The sequence below is a fragment of the Pseudochrobactrum asaccharolyticum genome, from assembly GCF_003314995.1.
Classification (GTDB): Bacteria; Pseudomonadota; Alphaproteobacteria; order Rhizobiales; family Rhizobiaceae; genus Pseudochrobactrum; species Pseudochrobactrum asaccharolyticum.
In genome coordinates this window covers 241,662-259,626 of sequence record NZ_QNRH01000001.1, presented here as the reverse complement: position 1 = coordinate 259,626, position 17,965 = coordinate 241,662, and the positions used below count along the sequence as shown (strand labels likewise).

The 17,965-nt window shown below is 51.2% G+C and carries 17 protein-coding genes; 4 read left to right on the top strand and 13 right to left on the bottom strand.

The features are described from left to right. Positions 1–35: 35 nt before the first annotated feature. Positions 36–2,882, top strand: coding sequence for an EAL domain-containing protein (locus DFR47_RS01130; RefSeq protein WP_113943168.1), 2,847 nt, complete (start codon positions 36–38; stop codon positions 2,880–2,882). Between the two features lie 66 nt (positions 2,883–2,948). Here DFR47_RS01130 and DFR47_RS01125 read toward each other — a convergent pair whose 3' ends face one another. Then, a complete protein-coding gene (locus DFR47_RS01125) occupies positions 2,949–3,530 on the bottom strand; it encodes a YqgE/AlgH family protein (RefSeq protein ID WP_113942577.1) in 582 nt (193 codons plus the stop codon). A 383-nt stretch (positions 3,531–3,913) separates the two neighbouring features. On the opposite strand from DFR47_RS01125, the gene DFR47_RS01120 reads away from it, so the two are divergent. Further along, the gene (locus DFR47_RS01120; protein ID WP_113942576.1) at positions 3,914–4,399 is read left to right on the top strand and encodes a peroxiredoxin; all 486 of its coding nucleotides are present in this window, start codon (positions 3,914–3,916) and stop codon (positions 4,397–4,399) included. A 49-nt stretch (positions 4,400–4,448) separates the two neighbouring features. Here DFR47_RS01120 and DFR47_RS01115 read toward each other — a convergent pair whose 3' ends face one another. From DFR47_RS01115 to coxB, 12 genes are all read right to left on the bottom strand, one after another. Further along, positions 4,449–4,850, bottom strand: coding sequence for a DUF3995 domain-containing protein (locus DFR47_RS01115; RefSeq protein ID WP_113942575.1), 402 nt, complete (start codon positions 4,848–4,850; stop codon positions 4,449–4,451). 53 nt (positions 4,851–4,903) lie between these two features. Continuing rightward, on the bottom strand, positions 4,904–5,344 hold the full coding sequence (gene rnhA / locus DFR47_RS01110; protein WP_113942574.1) for a ribonuclease HI: 441 nt from the start codon (positions 5,342–5,344) through the stop codon (positions 4,904–4,906). Positions 5,345–5,391: 47 nt separating this feature from the next. Next, positions 5,392–6,351, bottom strand: coding sequence for a homoserine kinase (locus tag DFR47_RS01105; protein ID WP_113942573.1), 960 nt, complete (start codon positions 6,349–6,351; stop codon positions 5,392–5,394). A gap of 202 nt (positions 6,352–6,553) precedes the next feature. Further along, positions 6,554–7,555, bottom strand: a complete 1,002-nt coding sequence (ispH, locus tag DFR47_RS01100) for a 4-hydroxy-3-methylbut-2-enyl diphosphate reductase (RefSeq protein WP_113942572.1) — start codon at positions 7,553–7,555, stop codon at positions 6,554–6,556. Between the two features lie 111 nt (positions 7,556–7,666). Further along, positions 7,667–8,425 (bottom strand): SURF1 family protein, encoded by a 759-nt coding sequence (locus tag DFR47_RS01095; protein ID WP_113942571.1) that lies wholly within the window; start codon positions 8,423–8,425, stop codon positions 7,667–7,669. 2 nt (positions 8,426–8,427) lie between these two features. Further along, the gene (locus DFR47_RS01090; RefSeq protein ID WP_113942570.1) at positions 8,428–8,820 is read right to left on the bottom strand and encodes a DUF983 domain-containing protein; all 393 of its coding nucleotides are present in this window, start codon (positions 8,818–8,820) and stop codon (positions 8,428–8,430) included. Positions 8,821–8,951: 131 nt separating this feature from the next. Next, positions 8,952–9,830 (bottom strand): cytochrome c oxidase subunit 3, encoded by an 879-nt coding sequence (locus tag DFR47_RS01085; protein ID WP_113942569.1) that lies wholly within the window; start codon positions 9,828–9,830, stop codon positions 8,952–8,954. A 222-nt stretch (positions 9,831–10,052) separates the two neighbouring features. Beyond that, complete coding sequence (locus DFR47_RS01080; RefSeq protein WP_113942568.1) at positions 10,053–10,730, bottom strand: cytochrome c oxidase assembly protein; 678 nt, start codon at positions 10,728–10,730, stop codon at positions 10,053–10,055. A 46-nt stretch (positions 10,731–10,776) separates the two neighbouring features. Then, the gene (locus DFR47_RS21680) at positions 10,777–10,953 is read right to left on the bottom strand and encodes a hypothetical protein (protein ID WP_162930267.1); all 177 of its coding nucleotides are present in this window, start codon (positions 10,951–10,953) and stop codon (positions 10,777–10,779) included. Positions 10,954–10,955: 2 nt separating this feature from the next. Beyond that, positions 10,956–11,909 (bottom strand): heme o synthase, encoded by a 954-nt coding sequence (locus DFR47_RS01075; protein ID WP_113942567.1) that lies wholly within the window; start codon positions 11,907–11,909, stop codon positions 10,956–10,958. Between the two features lie 343 nt (positions 11,910–12,252). Continuing rightward, entirely contained in the window at positions 12,253–13,935 is a 1,683-nt protein-coding gene (gene ctaD, locus DFR47_RS01070; protein ID WP_113942566.1) for a cytochrome c oxidase subunit I, read from the bottom strand. A 188-nt stretch (positions 13,936–14,123) separates the two neighbouring features. Beyond that, a complete protein-coding gene (gene coxB, locus DFR47_RS01065) occupies positions 14,124–14,939 on the bottom strand; it encodes a cytochrome c oxidase subunit II (RefSeq protein WP_245416436.1) in 816 nt (271 codons plus the stop codon). A gap of 880 nt (positions 14,940–15,819) precedes the next feature. Here coxB and DFR47_RS01060 point away from each other — a divergent pair. Together DFR47_RS01060 and tldD are read left to right on the top strand one after the other, a co-directional pair. After that, positions 15,820–16,380: an invasion associated locus B family protein gene (locus DFR47_RS01060; protein ID WP_113942565.1), complete on the top strand. Its 561-nt coding sequence runs from the start codon at positions 15,820–15,822 to the stop codon at positions 16,378–16,380. A gap of 157 nt (positions 16,381–16,537) precedes the next feature. Further along, positions 16,538–17,965 (top strand): metalloprotease TldD, encoded by a 1,428-nt coding sequence (gene tldD / locus DFR47_RS01055; RefSeq protein WP_113942564.1) that lies wholly within the window; start codon positions 16,538–16,540, stop codon positions 17,963–17,965.

Genomic DNA, 17,965 nt, shown 5'->3' with positions numbered 1-17,965 from the left:
AAAACTTTCAGAACCAATTGAAAACGTTTTTCTGTATGTTTGCCTTTCTGGCTGCCTTATTCCAATTCACGGCTCCTGCATCCGCAGTCGAGCCGATTAAAATTTCTAAAGAAGACACTGCCCTCGACCTCACCGGCGCAGTACAAATCATGCATGATCAGGGCGACAGTGTGCAGGTTTCAACTGCACCGGGCGCTGATGGCATTGTCCGTCGTATTGAGGTGCAAGCGGATAAAAACAAACGCTCCAGTGGCAACTGGGCAGCTTTTGCTATCGCCAACCCAACCGATGAGCAAATTGACCGTCTGATTGTTGCCCCGCATTACCGCCTTGTAAAGTCAGGTTTTGTCTGGCCGGATCTGGGATCTCAGCGTATTTCTTCTATTACTCCGAGTGAGGGCTTTGCTCTTGATCGTCAGGTCAGTCCTGATGCGGATGTGTTTCTGATTACCATCAATCCGGGCTCGGTGATTACACTGGTTGCAGAAATGGCATCCCCGAACCTGCCACAGCTTTATCTGTGGGAGCCGGATGCTTATAAAGACACCATCAACGCCTATACACTTTATCGCGGAATTTTGCTGGGCATCTCCGGCCTGTTGGCGCTGTTTCTGACCATTCTCTTTGTCGTGCGCGGAACCTCGCTGTTCCCTGCTGCTGCGGCACTGGCATGGGCGGTACTCGCCTATATTTGTGTGGATTTCGGCTTCTGGAACAAGCTGATTGCCATCACCCCCGGCAATGAGCAGATGTGGCGCGCTGGAACAGAGGTGGCGCTGGCTGCCAGCTTCCTGATTTTCCTGTTTACCTATCTCAATCTCAACCGCTGGCATGATCATTTTTCCTATGGCGCGGTGGCATGGGTTCTCGGTCTGATGATGCTGAGCGGCGTTGCGATTTTCGATCCGCCGGTTGCGGCAGGTATTGCCCGTATTTCTTTTGCTCTTACAGTTATCTGCGGCATTGTGATTATCGGAATTCTGTCACTACGCAGTTATGACAGGGCGATCATGCTGATCCCGACGTGGCTGATTATTGCCATATGGATGACCGGCGCATGGCTCACGGTTTCCGGCCGTCTGGATAATGATATTGTGCAGCCGGCACTTGGTGGCGGGCTGGTTCTGATCGTTCTCCTGATCGGCTTCACAGTCATGCAACACGCTTTTGCGGGTGGTGTTTTGCGCGTTGGCCTGTTCTCTGACATGGAACGACAGGCGCTGGCGGTTATCGGTTCCGGCGACATTGTCTGGGATTGGGATGTGCCGCGCGACCGTGTGGTGACCACACCGGATATCTCCACCTATCTCGGCACTGCCGCTTCCAGCCTTCTCGGCCCTGTGCGGAACTGGCTGCCGGTGATGCATGGCGATGATCGTGATCGTTTCCGCACAACGCTCGATGCTATTCTGGAAAACCGTCGCGGACGCATTCATCAGACTTTCCGTCTGCGTGCCAATGACGGTCATTATCACTGGTATCACTTGCGGGCACGCCCTGTTATCGGCTCTGACGGCGAAATCGTGCGCTGCGTTGGTACGCTGAACAATGTGACCGAGCAGAAAAAAGCGGAAGAACGCCTGCTGCACGATGCCGTTCATGATAATCTCACCGGATTGCCGAACCGTGAGCTGTTCCTCGATCGTCTCGCCAATGTTATGAGCATGTCCTACAATGAGAGCAGGCTCAAACCGACTGTCTTTGTGATTGATATTGACCGGTTCAAACAGGTTAATGACAGCCTTGGCATGTCGGCAGGCGATACCATCCTGCTAACCATTTCGCGCCGCCTGTTCCGCCTGATGAAACCGCAGGATACGCTCTCCAGACTGTCTTCCGACCAATTTGGTCTGATACTGGCTTCTGAATCTGATCCGGCCAAAGTGGCTGCTTTTGCAGAAGCTTTGCGTCAGGCGATCCGTGCGCCGATTTCCTATGCCAAGCGCGAGATTGTGCTGACAGCATCGGTTGGCCTGCTGACATGGACAGCCAATGCCGCCAATGCGGAAGATATGATCAAAGATGCGGAACTGGCAATGTATCAGGCCAAACGCTTTGGCGGTGACCGTATTGAGCCGTTCCGTCCGTCTTTCCGCGCCATCGGCAGCGACAAGCTGCAGTTGGAATCCGATCTGCGCCGCGCCATTGAGCGTAAGGAAATCACAATTGCCTATCAGCCGATTGTGAACCTGCAGGACGGCACCATTGCTGGTTTTGAAGCCTTGATGCGCTGGGAACATCCGCGCCGTGGTCCGATTTCACCGTCTGAATTTATTCCGATTGCGGAAAATTCCGGTCTGATCGTACCGCTCGGCCTGTTTGCCATGCAGCAATCCGCCAATGATCTGTTCAACTGGCAGGAAAATCTGTCACGACCGAACCTGTTTGTTTCCGTCAATTTGTCCAGTACCCAGCTGATCCGTCAGGATCTGCTCAGTGATGTGCGCGCAATCCTGTCACGCACCCATGTCACCAAAGGCACGCTGAAACTGGAACTGACTGAATCCGTACTGATGGAAAATCCGGAACAATCCGCACATATGCTCAATGAATTGCGCTCTATGGGTGTCGGCCTGTCTCTGGATGATTTCGGTACCGGTTATTCGTCCCTCTCCTATCTGACACGCTTCCCGATTGACATGATCAAAATTGACCGTTCTTTCGTGAAGGGCGACAAGCCGCAGAAAACCACCCTGCTGCGCTCCATCATTCGCATGGCGCAGGATCTTGAGCTCAAGGTTGTCGCAGAAGGTGTGGAGAGCGAGCAAGACGCCATGCAGTTGCGTGAAATGGGCTGCGAATATGTGCAGAGCTTCCTGTTCGGCCAGCCAATGAGCGCCGACAGCGCCGCACAATTACTGAACGGTCAGTCCGTCGAATAAATAAAAACACCGGCTTCCCTGATCAAAAGAGAAGCCGGTGTTCTTGTCTTCACTCACAGATAATGTTCAGGCGTGCCCTGCCTGCACAACAAGACGTGCAGGATCGACGCCCATCTGCGCCATAACCCGATCATATTTCCCTAAAAGATCGCCGTCGAATAACAATTCCGGCGTTACCTCGCAGATCAGCCAGTCATTATTGGCAATTTCCCGCTCGATTTGTCCGGCATCCCAACCTGCATAGCCCAGCGTCATCAATGTTTTTTCAGGCCCTGTGCCTTCGGAAATTGCATGCAGAATATCCAGTGTCGCAGTCATGCAGATATCGTCGGTCACGGGCATACTGGTTTTGACCATAAAGTCATCGCTGTGCAAAACAAATCCGCGCCCCGTTTCCACAGGCCCGCCATGGCGCACAACAAGGGAGCGGTTTTTCTCCGGCATCAGAATGCTCTGTGCCTGCGTAATTATACCAAGCCGCACCAGCAAGTCAGAAAAGCCAAGTGGTTGGGGCTGATTGATAATGAAGCCCATGGTGCCCTGCTCGGAATGCGCGCAGATGTAAATGACAGTACGGGCAAACCGTTCATCCGTCATGCCGGGCATTGCAAGCAGAAATCGTCCGTTGAGGAAACCGTTTTTCACCATGCACCTCTTTCAATACAATTAAGCTGATCAGGAACAGATACGCATTTGGCAGTTCATTGCAGAAGAATGTGCTCTTTATTTTTATATATTCATGGCACTGTTGAAAAATAAGATAGCACAGTGACTGTATCAGCCAAGCTGCAAATGGTAAGTTTTTGACCTGTCCGAAAAGTGCAATATAAATTAGACAATAATTTCAAAATATTGTGGCAAAACTTTATTTAAGAAAAAACACATATAAAAACCACACCAAGCACTATCATAAGAAAAATGTCCTAAACAGCGACCTCAGTTGCAGCAAATAGCGCTTTCGTAAAAGCTGCACTGAGGCTATGTATAATGCGACTATCGAATACTGATAATCTGTATGAAGGAGAACAGACATGGCTATTCAGATCGGCGATAAACTGCCAGCAGCAAGCTTCAAAGTTAAAACTGCTGACGGCGTTAAAGACGTCTCCACCGATGACGTTTTCAAGGGTAAAAAAGTTGTTCTCTTCGCAGTTCCGGGTGCCTTTACCCCAACATGCACCCTGAACCATCTGCCAGGCTATCTGGCCAATTACGATGCCCTGATCGCCAAAGGCGTAGACACTGTTGCTGTCGTTTCCGTTAATGACGTGCATGTTATGGGCGCATGGGCGAAAGCCACTGAAGGCGAAGGCAAGATTGTCTATCTTTCTGACGGCATCGGCGCATTCACCAAAGCAGCCGGTCTTGATATCGACCTGTCCGGCGGCGGTCTCGGTGTTCGCTCCAAGCGCTATTCCGCGCTGATTGAAGACGGTGTAGTTAAGAGCCTCGACATTGAAGAAAATCCGGGCGTTGCTACGGTTTCCTCCGCAGAAGCCATGCTTGAAAAGCTCTGATAATGACAAAGAAAAAGCCCGCTTCCTGCGGGCTTTTTTACACTCTCATTCAGAAAGAAATATATAAAACACCTGCGGCAAGAAACAGGCAGAGCGGTGAATAGAACCTGCTATCATTTTTCGCAAAGACAGATGCGGAAGGTCGCTTAAAAAAGCCGACCAGTTTGAAATCACCGATTGCCCTTAAAAACAATACCAATGCCAGTAACCAGCCCAACGGACGCAGCACTGTGACAGACTGCACACCGATGCAGAAGAGCAGCACGGCAAAGCAAAACAATGCTACAGCCACCGCCAATGTACCGGTTTTGGATGGTGAGAATGATCTCTGCCCGTTATCCTTGACCGGAATAGCAGCGACTTTGCCCGCTTCTCCACCCAATGCCCAGTAAATATGGATTGCAGACAGAATAAGAAAAATCGCGGTCAGGAGCAGTGTAAGATAGATCATTGGGGCTGCTTTCAGCGGCTCTTGAACCGCAACATTACACTGAGATTGCTCTGTCAGCGTTTCTTATACGGTGCCATACCTTCACGCGCCAGCTCATCCGCACGCTCATTCTCCGGATGCCCCGCATGGCCTTTTACCCAGTGCCAGGTCACCTTGTGATTTTTACGGGCGGCATCCAGTGTCTGCCACAGTTCCGCATTTTTCACCGGCTGTTTTGCAGCTGTTTTCCAGCCATTGCGCTTCCAGCCCTCAATCCATTTGGAGATGCCGTCGCGCACATAAACAGAGTCCGTATAGAGATCAACCTGACATGGCTCTTTCAGCGCCTGCAATGCAGAGATTGCAGCCATCAATTCCATGCGGTTATTGGTGGTGTCCGCCTCACCACCGTTCAGTTCTTTCCGGTTACCATTATAGTCCAGAATAGCCCCCCACCCCCCGGGACCCGGATTTCCTGAACAGGCACCATCCGTATAGGCTGTAATTGTCTTCAAGCGGATTACTCACATTATTTCATATAAATTTAGCAGCTGAGAGAGCGTTACTGCCCGTATTCACTGGCCGAGCGCACTTCACGATGGAACCGCATACGGCGCAGATACTCCATCGGATCTTTCTTGGTCACAAAACTGTCTGCCGGTGTATTGATCCAGTCATAGAGCCTTGTCAGCATGAAGCGCATGGCCGAACCATGACACAATACCGGCAAAGCCTGCTGTTCTGCCGGTTCAAGCGGACGAACAGAATTATAACCACGCAACAGTGCTGTGCCTTTGGTCAGATTATACGAGAAGTCGCGCTCAAAACACCATGCATTCAGGCAGATTGCCAGATCATAGGCCAGCATATCTGTGCAGGCGAAATAGAAATCAATGATCCCTGAAAGGTTCTGGCCAATGAAGAACACATTGTCGGGAAACATATCCGCATGGATCACACCGCGCGGCAAATCAGACGGCCAGTTCTTTTCCAGATAGGCTAGATCTGCTTCGGTCTGCACACGCAAACCGGCTTCTACGGCATCGGCATCTGCCATGCATTTTTCCCAAAGCGGCCGCCAGTCTTTCATTGTCAAACTGTTTTCACGCTGCATGGCAAAGCTCTGCCCCGCCACATGCATCTGCGCCATAGCCACACCAAGCGCATAGCAATGTTCCGCAGCCGGTTTGCGCAGCCACATGCCCTCCAGAAAAGTAACAATTGCAGACGGACGACCGGCCAGTTCGCCAATCGCCGCGCCGTTTTTCTGCACCACAGGCTGCGGACACTCAATGCCATTGGCAGCCAGATGCTGCATCAGATTGATAAAGAACGGCAGATCATTACGGTCAACGCGCTTTTCATACAGCGTCAGAATGAATGTACCGGCGGTTGTGCGCAGCAGAAAATTAGAATTTTCAACGCCCTCGGCAATGCCTTTGAAAGACAGCAGAGTGCCTATATCGTAATTTTCCAGGTAGGCTGCCAGTTCAATTTCATTAATATCTGTATAGACAGCCATGCTGGTCTCCCCCTGCCGTTACCTGAACGGAAATTGCGGCAGTATATTTTTTGTTTTTAGCACTTAAATCGAAAAAGTGGCAGGCCATAGCGAAAATGGTGATTTTGAGAACCGGAGCGCAGCGTACATATAAGTACGTGAGCCTAGGTAAGCGCAAAAATTGCCATTTGCAGCACGGTATGACACCTTTTAAATCAAGTGCTTAGTGATTGCCGTTTACAAAAGCCATATCCTGCGCCGTCAATTCCACATCGCGGATCTGACGATTAACAAGGAAGTTTTCTGTTTCAACGGTCGTAATTGCCAGATCAATGGTGACATCATAGCGCTGCGAAAATGCATCAATGATTTCATCAACAATGATTTCCGGAGCGGATGCGCCAGCAGAAATTCCGAGCACTGAAAGATCCCCGAGATTATCCCAGTCGATTTCTTCCGCGCGCTGCACAAGCAGTGAATGACGTGCGCCGGAACGCTCGGCAACTTCAACCAGACGTTTGGAGTTGGAAGAGTTTGGCGCACCGACGATCAGGAACAGATCACAACCGGGGGCTGCTTCCTTCACCGCTTCCTGACGGTTGGTTGTCGCGTAACAAATGGATTCCGCGGCTGGTGCTGTCAGCTGCGGAAAACGCTCCTGAAGCTTCGCAATAATACCGGCAGTATCGTCAACCGACAGTGTTGTCTGGGTTACGAAACCGAGGTTGTCAGCATCTTCCGGCTGATATTTCTCAGCATCTTCAACGGTCTCAATCAGTGAAACTGTGCCTTCCGGCAACTGCCCCATCGTACCGATCACTTCCGGATGACCGGAATGGCCGATCAGAATGACATGACGGCCGAGACGCTGATGGCGCATGGCCTGCTTGTGAACTTTTGACACCAGCGGGCATGTTGCATCCAGATAAAACAGATTTTTGGCATCTGCATCTTCCGGCACGGATTTCGGCACGCCATGGGCGGAGAAAACCACGGGCTGATCCCGATGCTCCATCGGAATTTCGTCAAGCTCTTCCACGAAAATCGCGCCGCGCGCCTGCAGGCCTTCAACGACATAGCGGTTATGCACGATCTCATGACGGACATAAACCGGAGCGCCGTATTTTTTCAGCGCCAGCACAACGATCTGAATGGCGCGATCAACACCGGCACAAAATCCACGTGGACCGCACAGGCGGATGGTCAGCTTAGGTTTATCAGTCATTGAACTATGAATTATCCTGTCTTCAAAGCAGCATCGCGACCATAAACCGGCAATGCGCTATAAAACAATGCTGCATTAGCAATTGGGCTTCGTGCCGTGCAATGTCAACAGCTATTGCGCAACTCCGCCACGTCGTTGACGGAAAATATAAATAAAGGTCACCACCAGCAAAACCGCAGCCAGTCCGAACCATGTCCCCGCATATTGCAGGTGATTATTCGGCTGCTCCAAAATGGTTATACCGCCAACCGGCAAACCACCGGCATTGGGTGCGGCATCTGCATCCACAAAAAACCCGACAAAATCATGTTCTTTGGAAAGCGGGCTGTTCTCCATCATCATGCCCCAGTCTTTCCAGTAATAGAGCTTTTTCGCAGGCTCATTATCCGGCAGATAGAAAGAAGGCTTGGCAAGTAGCGGATCACGCGCCAGACCGGTGATTGTGACCTCACCAGTCACTTGCCCCTCAGCGCGCGTCGACGGGTTTTGCTTTTCATAGGGCACAAAGCCACGATTGACTAAAATAGCCCGACCATCAGTGAGCAACAGCGGCGTATAGACCGCATAGCCGGATGCACCTTTAAAGGTGGTGAAAAAATACTGTTCTTCATCGTGACGGAACATGCCGCTCAGCTTCACCGGCAGATAATCCACACTATTACCTTGTGCGAACTCTGCTTCAACTTCAGACAATGGTCGTGGTGCAGAATGCGTGCGCGCTTCGATCTGCGCAATCAGCTGCTCTTTCCAGAACAGGCGCTGTGTCTGCCAGATGCCTAATGTCACTAAAACAGCGAAAGCAATGCCGCTGCACAGCAGCAAAACCCATGGGAAGCGTTTCACAGCCTGCGGTGAAACCTCATGCGACATCGTCATTCCCGTCCCCGTTTATCAAGCTGCCCTGAGGCTGCCTTATGCTTATATTGCAACGTGATCAGAATACCTTTCATCCAGCGTGTCAGTACCAGACCAATCAAGATAGCCAAAGGTATCCAGATGATAAAATGCAACCAGAGCGGCAGCTGATAGGATACTTCAGCCCAGAGCGCCAAAGCTGTGACAAGAAAACCATCCAGCAACAGCACAAACACAACCGGCCCGTCACCGGAATCTGCAAAACCGTAATCCAGTTCGCAAACTTCGCAGCGCTTTGCCAATTTCAGATAACCGTTGAACAAGGCGCCCTGCCCGCACCGTGGGCAACGCGCTTTAATACCGGCAGCGATCGGTTCCACAGGAGGATACAAACTGTCGTCATTATCCATAGGATATCCTTTCTGTTCGCGCTGATGTGATACTATCCGGATAAAAAAAGCGCCGTTGGTTTTCGTCCCCACGGCGCTTTCAATCTTACCTCAACGGATCACCGCCACAGCGCGGTTTTCCCGAAGAGCAATCAATGCACGGCAATCGGCGCGCCCCATGAGCCCCAGACATAGATGCTGAAGAACAGGAACAGCCAGACAACGTCCACGAAATGCCAGTACCATGCTGCTGCTTCCAGACCGAAATGGTTCTTCGGCGTGAAATCACCGCGAATGGAGCGGATAAGACAGACAGCAAGGAAAATCGTACCAACAAGAACGTGGAAACCGTGGAAACCGGTCGCCATGAAGAAGGTTGCGCCATAGACGGAATCTTTGAATGCAAATGGCGCATGAATATATTCATAAGCCTGCACAAACGAGAACAACACGCCAAGAACAACGGTAAATGCCAGTCCTGTCACCAGACCTTTACGGTCATTGTGCAGCAAAGCGTGATGCGCCCATGTCAGGGTTGTACCGGAGAGCAGCAAGATCACTGTATTATACAGCGGCAGATGCAGCGGATCGAGCACTTCCATGCCCTTCGGAGGCCACTGACCACCGGTGAATTCCGCACGCATTACCTGATGCACTTCATTCGGGAACAGGCTGGCATCGAAGAATGCCCAGAACCATGCCACGAAGAACATCACCTCAGAGGCGATGAACATGATCATGCCATAGCGCAGGTGAATGGAAACCACACGCGTATGGTGCCCCTCCTTACCTTCACGGATCGTGTCTGACCACCAGCCATACATACAATACAGGATGATCGCGATGCCGATGAAGAACAGCCATGGCGTTACAAAATTAATCCCAAACAGGTGCAATTCACCGGCATTGAGGTAGCGCATATAAGCGATACCGCCAATCGCCAGTACAAATGCACCGACTGAACTCAGAAACGGCCACGGACTGGGCGCTATAATATGGTAGTCGTGGTTCTTCTGATGAGTATCTGCCATGTCATTCCCCCTTAAGGTTTATGCCCCAAGGCTCCTCTGTTTATTTTTGTCCGGTTTGCAACCGGAGACAGCTCCGGCAAACACCCCGCCTTGTTTTATTCAGCCCACCAAACGCTCTGTTCATCTCTGAGCATGCATTGCCGTGCCGGAAGCATAATTCCTGTACTCATAATCTTGATGCAGTTCACTTTTCAGCGCACCGCAACACGTTGTCGCGGGATATTATCCCAGCGGCTTTATTGGTGCCGCTAATTCTGCTTTTTTCTGGCTGGTTACCGGCTGAACCGCAGCATTTGCAGGCTCTTTATCCAGCGGGAAAAATGTATAGGACAAAGTGATCGTCGTCAGACCTTTGAGGTCTTTTTCTTTCACAATATCCGGATCAACAAAGAACATGACCGGCATTTCCATCGTCTCACCGGCAGCAAGTGTTGTATCTGTAAAACAGAAGCACTGAACTTTATTGAAGTAAGAACCCGTCAAATCCGGCGAGACATTGAAAGTCGCCCGTCCGGCGGTCGGACGATCTGAAATATTCTTCGCTTCATAATTGATAATGGTGGTCTCACCGATACGCACAGTGACTTCGCGCTGCACCGGCTTGAAATCCCAAGGCAAACCGCCGGAGACATTCGCATCAAAGCGGACTTTAACTGTCTGATCAAGGATAGTGTCCGACATCTGCTCAACGCGCTGCGTTGTGCCGCCATAGCCGGTCACCTGACAAAACATCTGATAAAGCGGTACGGCTGCATAGGCCATACCGATCATTGCAACAAAGAAACTCACACAGGATATAGCAACAATACGATTAGAGCGCTGATTATACGCCTGCTCAACGGCAGTATCCGCAGCAGCGTTTTCCTGTATTGTTTCTGTCTTCTCCGGTTTCTCTATCATTGCCTATGCCGCCTCCCCGCAGCTTAAAACGCTGATACTCCTCCGATTACATCGGACGAACCAACACTCCGGGTCCAAGTTTAACCCATGTCGCGATATACACAATTACCACAAATGCCGTCAGAGCAAGCGCCAAAGCAACCGAGCGGCTGCGCTGCGCTTTTTTCTGCTTATCTGTCGGCGTAATCAGTTCGATTTCGGTATTCGGCAATTTTTCCGCCATTATTATCCCCCGATCACAGGCAGTAGTTTGGCAACCAATGCCTCTGCAAGCAACACGCAGAACAGGGCAGAAAGATATACCAGCGAAAACTTAAACAGCGCACGGGCAGCCCGCATCTGCTCTTCATGTTGCGGCGCCATCCATAATTGCACAGCACGCCAGATAAAGATCGCACCAAGCAAAGTCGACAGCACGCCATAGACATGGCCACCGAAGCCTAAGAACCAAGGCAAGACACCAACAGGTGCCACGATCAGCGAGTAAACGACAATCTGCAGACGGGTGGATTTTTCACCCTTCACATTCGGCATCATCGGCACATTTGCGGCTTCATAATCGCCGGACATGAACAATGACAGCGCCCAGAAATGCGGCGGCGTCCACAGGAAGATGATCAGAAACAGCACAACGCTTTCAATCGAAACCGAGCCGGTTGCAGCAGCCCAGCCAATCATCGGCGGGAATGCACCGGCAGCACCACCGATCACAATATTCTGTGGTGTCGAGCGTTTCAGCCACATTGTGTAAACAACACTGTAGAAGAAAATCGTAAATGCCAGCAATGCAGCAGAAAGCCAGTTCACCAGCAAGCCGAGTGTCATTACCGAGAAAACCGACAGTGTAATACCATAGGCAAGCACTGTTTCTTCACGTACCAGACCCGCAGGGATCGGCCGGTTCTTTGTACGCTTCATAATGCGGTCGATATCCGCATCATACCACATATTCAGTGCACCGGACGCACCGCCGCCGATTGCAATACACAGAATAGCAATTGCTGCCAAAATCGGGTTCATATGACCTGGCGCCACAATCAGCCCGACAAAACCAGTAAACACCACCAGCGACATTACACGCGGTTTAAGCAGCGCGATATAATCAGCCGCGCTGGCTTCCGACAGGTGTATTTGCTGGCCGGTCGAACCGGAAATGTTATTTTTCTCAACCAGAGACATTATCTGTATCTGCCCTTATTCAATTATTCCGGTTCAAACCGGTACCGGCCTCAGGTCCGGTAATTCTTTCAAAACGAATGTTGCACTCTGTTTCAGAGATTGCACGGACAAGCAGTCTTGCCTGATATCCCTGCAATGCGGCTTATCTGGCCGCGCAACTTTTGCAACACCTCTGATGTGAGAGGCGCTCATGCCGCCTCTATACACCCAAATCCTCTGATGCACATCCGCCATAGTTTAGGAAATTCATAAATAGCTGAAAAGTGAACAGCCCTATCAATTTCATAAGCCATGCTTGGCAGGCTTTGCGGGCGGCGGCTTATTGCGCCGCCCGCAGAGAAGATTATTTCACATGCGGAAGCTGTTCCCACTGGTGATAAGGCGGCGGCGATGACAACTGCCATTCCAGTGTTGTCGCACCGTCACCCCACGGATTGGCACTGGCAACGCGCTTTTTAGCAAAAGCTTCAAACACGCCATAGAGGAAAACCAGAACCGCGAAACCGGAAATATACGAGCCGTAAGACGACACCATGTTCCAGCCTGTATAGGCATCCGGATAGTCGATATAGCGACGCGGCATACCGGCAAGACCGAGGAAGTGCTGCGGGAAGAACACCAGATTCACACCGATAAATGTGAGCCAGAAGTGAATCTTACCGATTGTCTCATTGTACATGTAACCGAACATCTTCGGGAACCAGTAATACCAACCCGCAAAGATCGCGAATACAGCACCCAGCGACAGCACGTAATGGAAGTGCGCAACTACATAATAGGTATCGTGCAATGCACGGTCGAGACCCGCATTGGCAAGCTGCACACCGGTCATACCACCGATGGTGAACATGAAGATAAAGCCGATCGACCACAGCATTGGTGTGCGGAAGTCAATCGAACCGCCCCACATCGTAGCAATCCATGAGAAAATCTTAATGCCGGTCGGCACCGCAATCACCATGGTTGCGAACACGAAGTAACGCTGTGTATCGAGCGACAGACCCACCGTATACATATGGTGCGCCCAGACCACAAAACCGACTACACCGATAGCAACCATCGCATAGGCCATACCGAGATAGCCAAAGATCGGTTTCTTCGAGAATGTCGAAATGACGTGGCTGACAATGCCGAAGCCCGGCAGGATCAGAATATACACTTCAGGGTGACCGAAGAACCAGAACAGATGCTGGTAGAGGATCGGATCACCGCCACCTTCCGGCGCGAAGAATGCTGTTGCAAAGTTACGGTCTGTCAGCAGCATGGTGATTGCACCAGCCAGAACCGGCAGCGACAAGAGCAGCAGGAATGCAGTCACCAGCACCGACCATGCGAAAAGCGGCATTTTATGCAGGGTCATGCCCGGCGCACGCATATTCAGAATAGTGGTGATGAAGTTGATTGCACCGAGAATGGATGATGCACCCGAAATATGGATCGACAGGATCGCGAAATCGACCGCAGGCCCCGGCTGACCGGATGTGGACAGCGGCGGATAAAGCGTCCAGCCGCCACCTGCGCCCCAGCCACCGGCCGGACCCGGCACAAAGAAGGAGATCAGGAGCAACAGCAATGCCGGAGGCAACAGCCAGAATGAAATATTGTTCATACGCGGGAACGCCATATCCGGCGCACCGATCATCAGCGGGATCATCCAGTTAGCGAAACCGCCGATCAATGCCGGCATCACCATGAAGAAGATCATGATCAGCGCATGCATGGACGTAAACACGTTGAACATATGCTTACCGGCATCCAGTGCCGCATCGCCTTCAACGCCATAAACCATCGCCGCCAGACCATGGAAAATCTGAATGCCAGGCTCTTGCAGCTCGGCACGCATTGCAATGGACAATGCACCGCCGATAATACCGGAAATAATCGCGAAGATCAGGTAAAGAGTACCGATATCTTTGTGATTGGTCGAATATACCCAACGAACCCAGCCCCGTGGCTTGTGGTCATCGTGGTCTGCCTCGCTATGAGAGGCGCCCTTTCGGGTATCGTGAGCTGAAGTACCAGCCATAAGATTGCTCCCGTTCTCAATGAATACCGGATGTTCCTTATCGGGAACCCAAACGGGTATTCTGAAACATTAAATTACCGCATGAATATCATCTTAAATCATCTTTGATTTTTAAGAGACCCTGCGATGCATGACCTGCAAAAACTTTAGCGCCTGACGAAGATTCATTGCCTGCGTCAGGCTTATAATCAGTTTCCGGCAACAGTCACGGTTTTACTGTCATTTTCGATAGCTGCCATCAGAGCTTTATTTGCGCCGCTCACATCAGACTTCGCTGCAGCGAACCATGCATCGTAACGCTCCTGAGAGACAACGCGCACGGCAATCGGCATGAAAGCATGGTCTTTACCGCACAATTCAGAGCACTGGCCGTAATACAGCCCTTCACGGGCAGCTTTGAACCATGTCTCGTTGTTGCGGCCCGGAATACCATCCATCTTAACGCCGAATGCAGGCATTGCCCATGAATGAATAACATCTGCGGCAGTGACCAGCAGGCGCACAGTGGTATCGACCGGCACCACAACTTCATTATCAACAGCCAGCAGACGCGGATACGCAGCCAGATCTTCCTTACCGGCGCTCGCACGATCTTCATCTTTCAGCAGCAGTGCATCAAAAGAGAGCGGATCATCTGTCTGATATTCATAACCCCAATACCACTGATAGCCTGTCGCTTTCACGGTCAGCTTCGGCTCATCCGGTGAATATTGCGCAGTCAGCAGCTGGAAAGACGGGATTGCCAGAAATAGCAAAATAATGACCGGACCCAGCGTCCAGATAACTTCAATTGTTGTATTATGGCTGGTTTTCGAGGCAACCGGATTGGCGCCTTTGCGAAAACGAACGATACACCACAACAAAAGCAGCATAACCAATGCAGTCACGGGAATGATAAACATCAGAGAATATCGTTCAAACCAGTGAATCTGATCAGCAATTTTTGTTGCGGAATCCTGCCAGCTCAACTGCCAGTCGACCGGCTTATCAGCCAAAGCGCCCATTGCAGACGCCAAAAGACCGGACACTGCGCCGAATACCACCGCGCTGCCGGTCAAAACATGTTTTTTCATCGCAGAATCCTTGCCTGCAACGGCTTTATTTGTGGCAATAACCCTATCCACCAGCATCTTCTCCCGATTATAGCCTTGCCGGTTCATTTCAGACATCGCTCTTCCCCAGCCAATGTCCGGTTCCCCCACCGCACTCACACAACAGTATAATACCAAACCAAGAAGGCGAAGGATTTCCCGTGCGGCATTTTTGCGCGTAATTCAACCGCAAACGATCGCTGTTTTTTCCAGTTGAAACAGCAAAATTTGCACGCGCCCAAAATCAATATTGAGATAATTCTTTGAAATCAAAGAGTTGAAAATCTGCGATTTAAATTTTCTTAATAGTTTTTTTTGAAACTTCAAAAACAACTGAAATTCGCCATTACCGGATCAGATTTAAAATATGCAGCTAGTTGCCTGTTTTTACGGCGCAAAAGAGAATCAGTTCATGACTCCATCATATTTGCATTGATCATGATCAAATAAACCAACCAGCGATTTTACACGCCTGCTCTGCACACCGTTGCAACACAGAGCACTTGGATTAAGTGAATTCGTCCTTTGAAAATCGTCCGCAAGTCACCATGAAAAACGCCACGCCAACCACTGGCCAATAACGAAGAATGCTGTTTACAATTTGATTTGTACTAAAACTTTACCTTATGCGGTTCAAATTCCGCCATTTTCCATGTACACAGATTGCGAAGCATGGCTTTCTGATTTGCCGCATGCCGGAATTTCAGTGAAGTCTTCACTTTATCATTGCTTTCAAAGAACATTTACGGCGGGTGCCGGAAGTGTTTGCCGAGCCGCCAAAGGTACCATAAATATGCGCCATTTCTCCTCTGTCAGCCGTAAAATTGCCGCTGCTCTGCTCGGTGCAGGCCTTATGGCTGTAACCGCCTCTGCCGGTTTTGCCCAATCCGCTCCGCAGCCTGCCGCCTCGGGCGCATCCCAGAAGAACGGTACATTACGCTCACAGCATGGTGCCTGGTCTATCCTGTGCGACAAGCCGGCCGGTGCAAAAACCGAACAATGTGCGCTGATCCAGAATGTGATCGCCGCTGACCGCCCTGAACTCGGCCTTTCTGTCGTTGTTCTTAAAACCGCCGATAACAAGGCCCGTATCCTGCGTGTTCTTGCACCACTCGGCGTGCTGCTGCCAAACGGTCTCGGCCTCAATGTTGACGGCAAAGATATCGGCCGCGCTTATTTCGTGCGCTGCTTTGAAGACGGCTGCTACGCAGAGGTTATCCTTGATGATGCGCTGATCGACACACTGCGCAAGGGTAAAGCTGCAACCTTCATCGTCTTCCAGACACCGGAAGAAGGCGTTGGTATCCCTGTTGAGCTGCAGGGCTTCAGCGACGGCTTCAACAAGCTGCCATAAGCTGCTTCATCTGATTAAAACGCCGCCGCTCATATTTTGACGGCGGCGTTTTTATTTTATCCCGCTCTGCGGCTTGTTCCAAAGCCGCAAACTCGCCATATACTAAGAACAATAATCGTCCTGATACAGGACGCCGCCGCTGTTCCGGAGTAATTTTATGAGTTCCACGACTTCCCGAAGCCTGATTGATGAATTCGATATCAGCCGTGATCAGGTTGAAAAACTGGTCTCACAATCGCTCCACGGCAGTGAAGACGGTGAACTTTATCTGGAATATGCGGAATCTGAATCTCTGGTCTTCGATGATGGCCGCCTGAAGAACGGCGCATTCAATCAGGGGCAAGGTTTTGGTTTGCGCTGCGTTTCCGGTGAAACGGTTGGTTATGCCCATTCCGGTGAACTGACCCATAGCGCCCTGCTCCGTGCAGCCGATGCAGCCTCTGCAATTTCGCGCACCGCAACAGGTAGCTATAGCGCGGCGCCCAATGGCACGAACCGCCACCTCTATACCGATGTAAACCCGCTGGGCTCTCCGACCTTCGATGAAAAAGTCGTGCTGCTCCAGCAGATTGACGGATATTTGCGCGCCAAAGATACCAAAGTGCGTCAGGTCAGCGTCAGCATTGGCGGTTCTTGGCAGCAGGTAGAAATTTTGCGCGCTGACGGTCATTTTGTCCGCGATATCCGTCCGATGGTGCGCCTCTCGATTTCCGTTATGGCCGGTCAAGGCGACCGTCAGGAATCCGGTTCCTATTCCATGGGCGGCCGCCGTTTGTTTGAAGATTTTATCGCAACCGGCTCATGGCAGCACGCGGCAGATGAAGCGCTGCGTCAGGCTTTGGTCAATCTTGAAGCCATCCCTGCCCCTGCTGGTACTTTCGACATCGTCTTGTCCAATGGCTGGCCGGGCGTGATGCTGCATGAAGCTGTAGGGCACGGCCTTGAAGGTGATTTCAACCGCAAGAAACTCTCGGCCTTTGCAGGGCTCATGGGGCAGCAGGTTGCCGCCAAAGGCGTGACCGTGGTGGATGACGGCACCATTGCAGATCGCCGCGGTTCGCTGACCATTGATGATGAAGGCACACCGACCAACAGCACTGTACTGATCGATGACGGCAAGCTGGTCAATTATATGCAGGATCGTCAGAATGCACGTCTGATGGGCATGCAGCCGACCGGTAATGGCCGCCGTGAATCCTATGCCCATGCACCGATGCCGCGCATGACCAATACGATGATGCTCTCCGGCGATAAAACACCGGAAGAAATTATCGCTTCCGTTAAAAAAGGCATCTATGCGGTGTCTTTCGGCGGCGGTCAGGTGGACATCACCTCCGGCAAATTCGTGTTTGGTTGCACCGAAGCCTATATGATCGAAGACGGTAAAGTCGGCGCACCGGTTAAAGGTGCGATGCTGATCGGCAATGGCCCTGATGCCATGCATCGCGTGTCGATGATCGGCAATGACAGCAAGCTCGACAACGGCTCCGGCAATTGCGGTAAAGGCGGCCAATGGGTGCCGGTTGGCGTTGGCCAGCCACATCTGCGCATGGATCAGATGACTGTTGGCGGAACGGCTGTATAA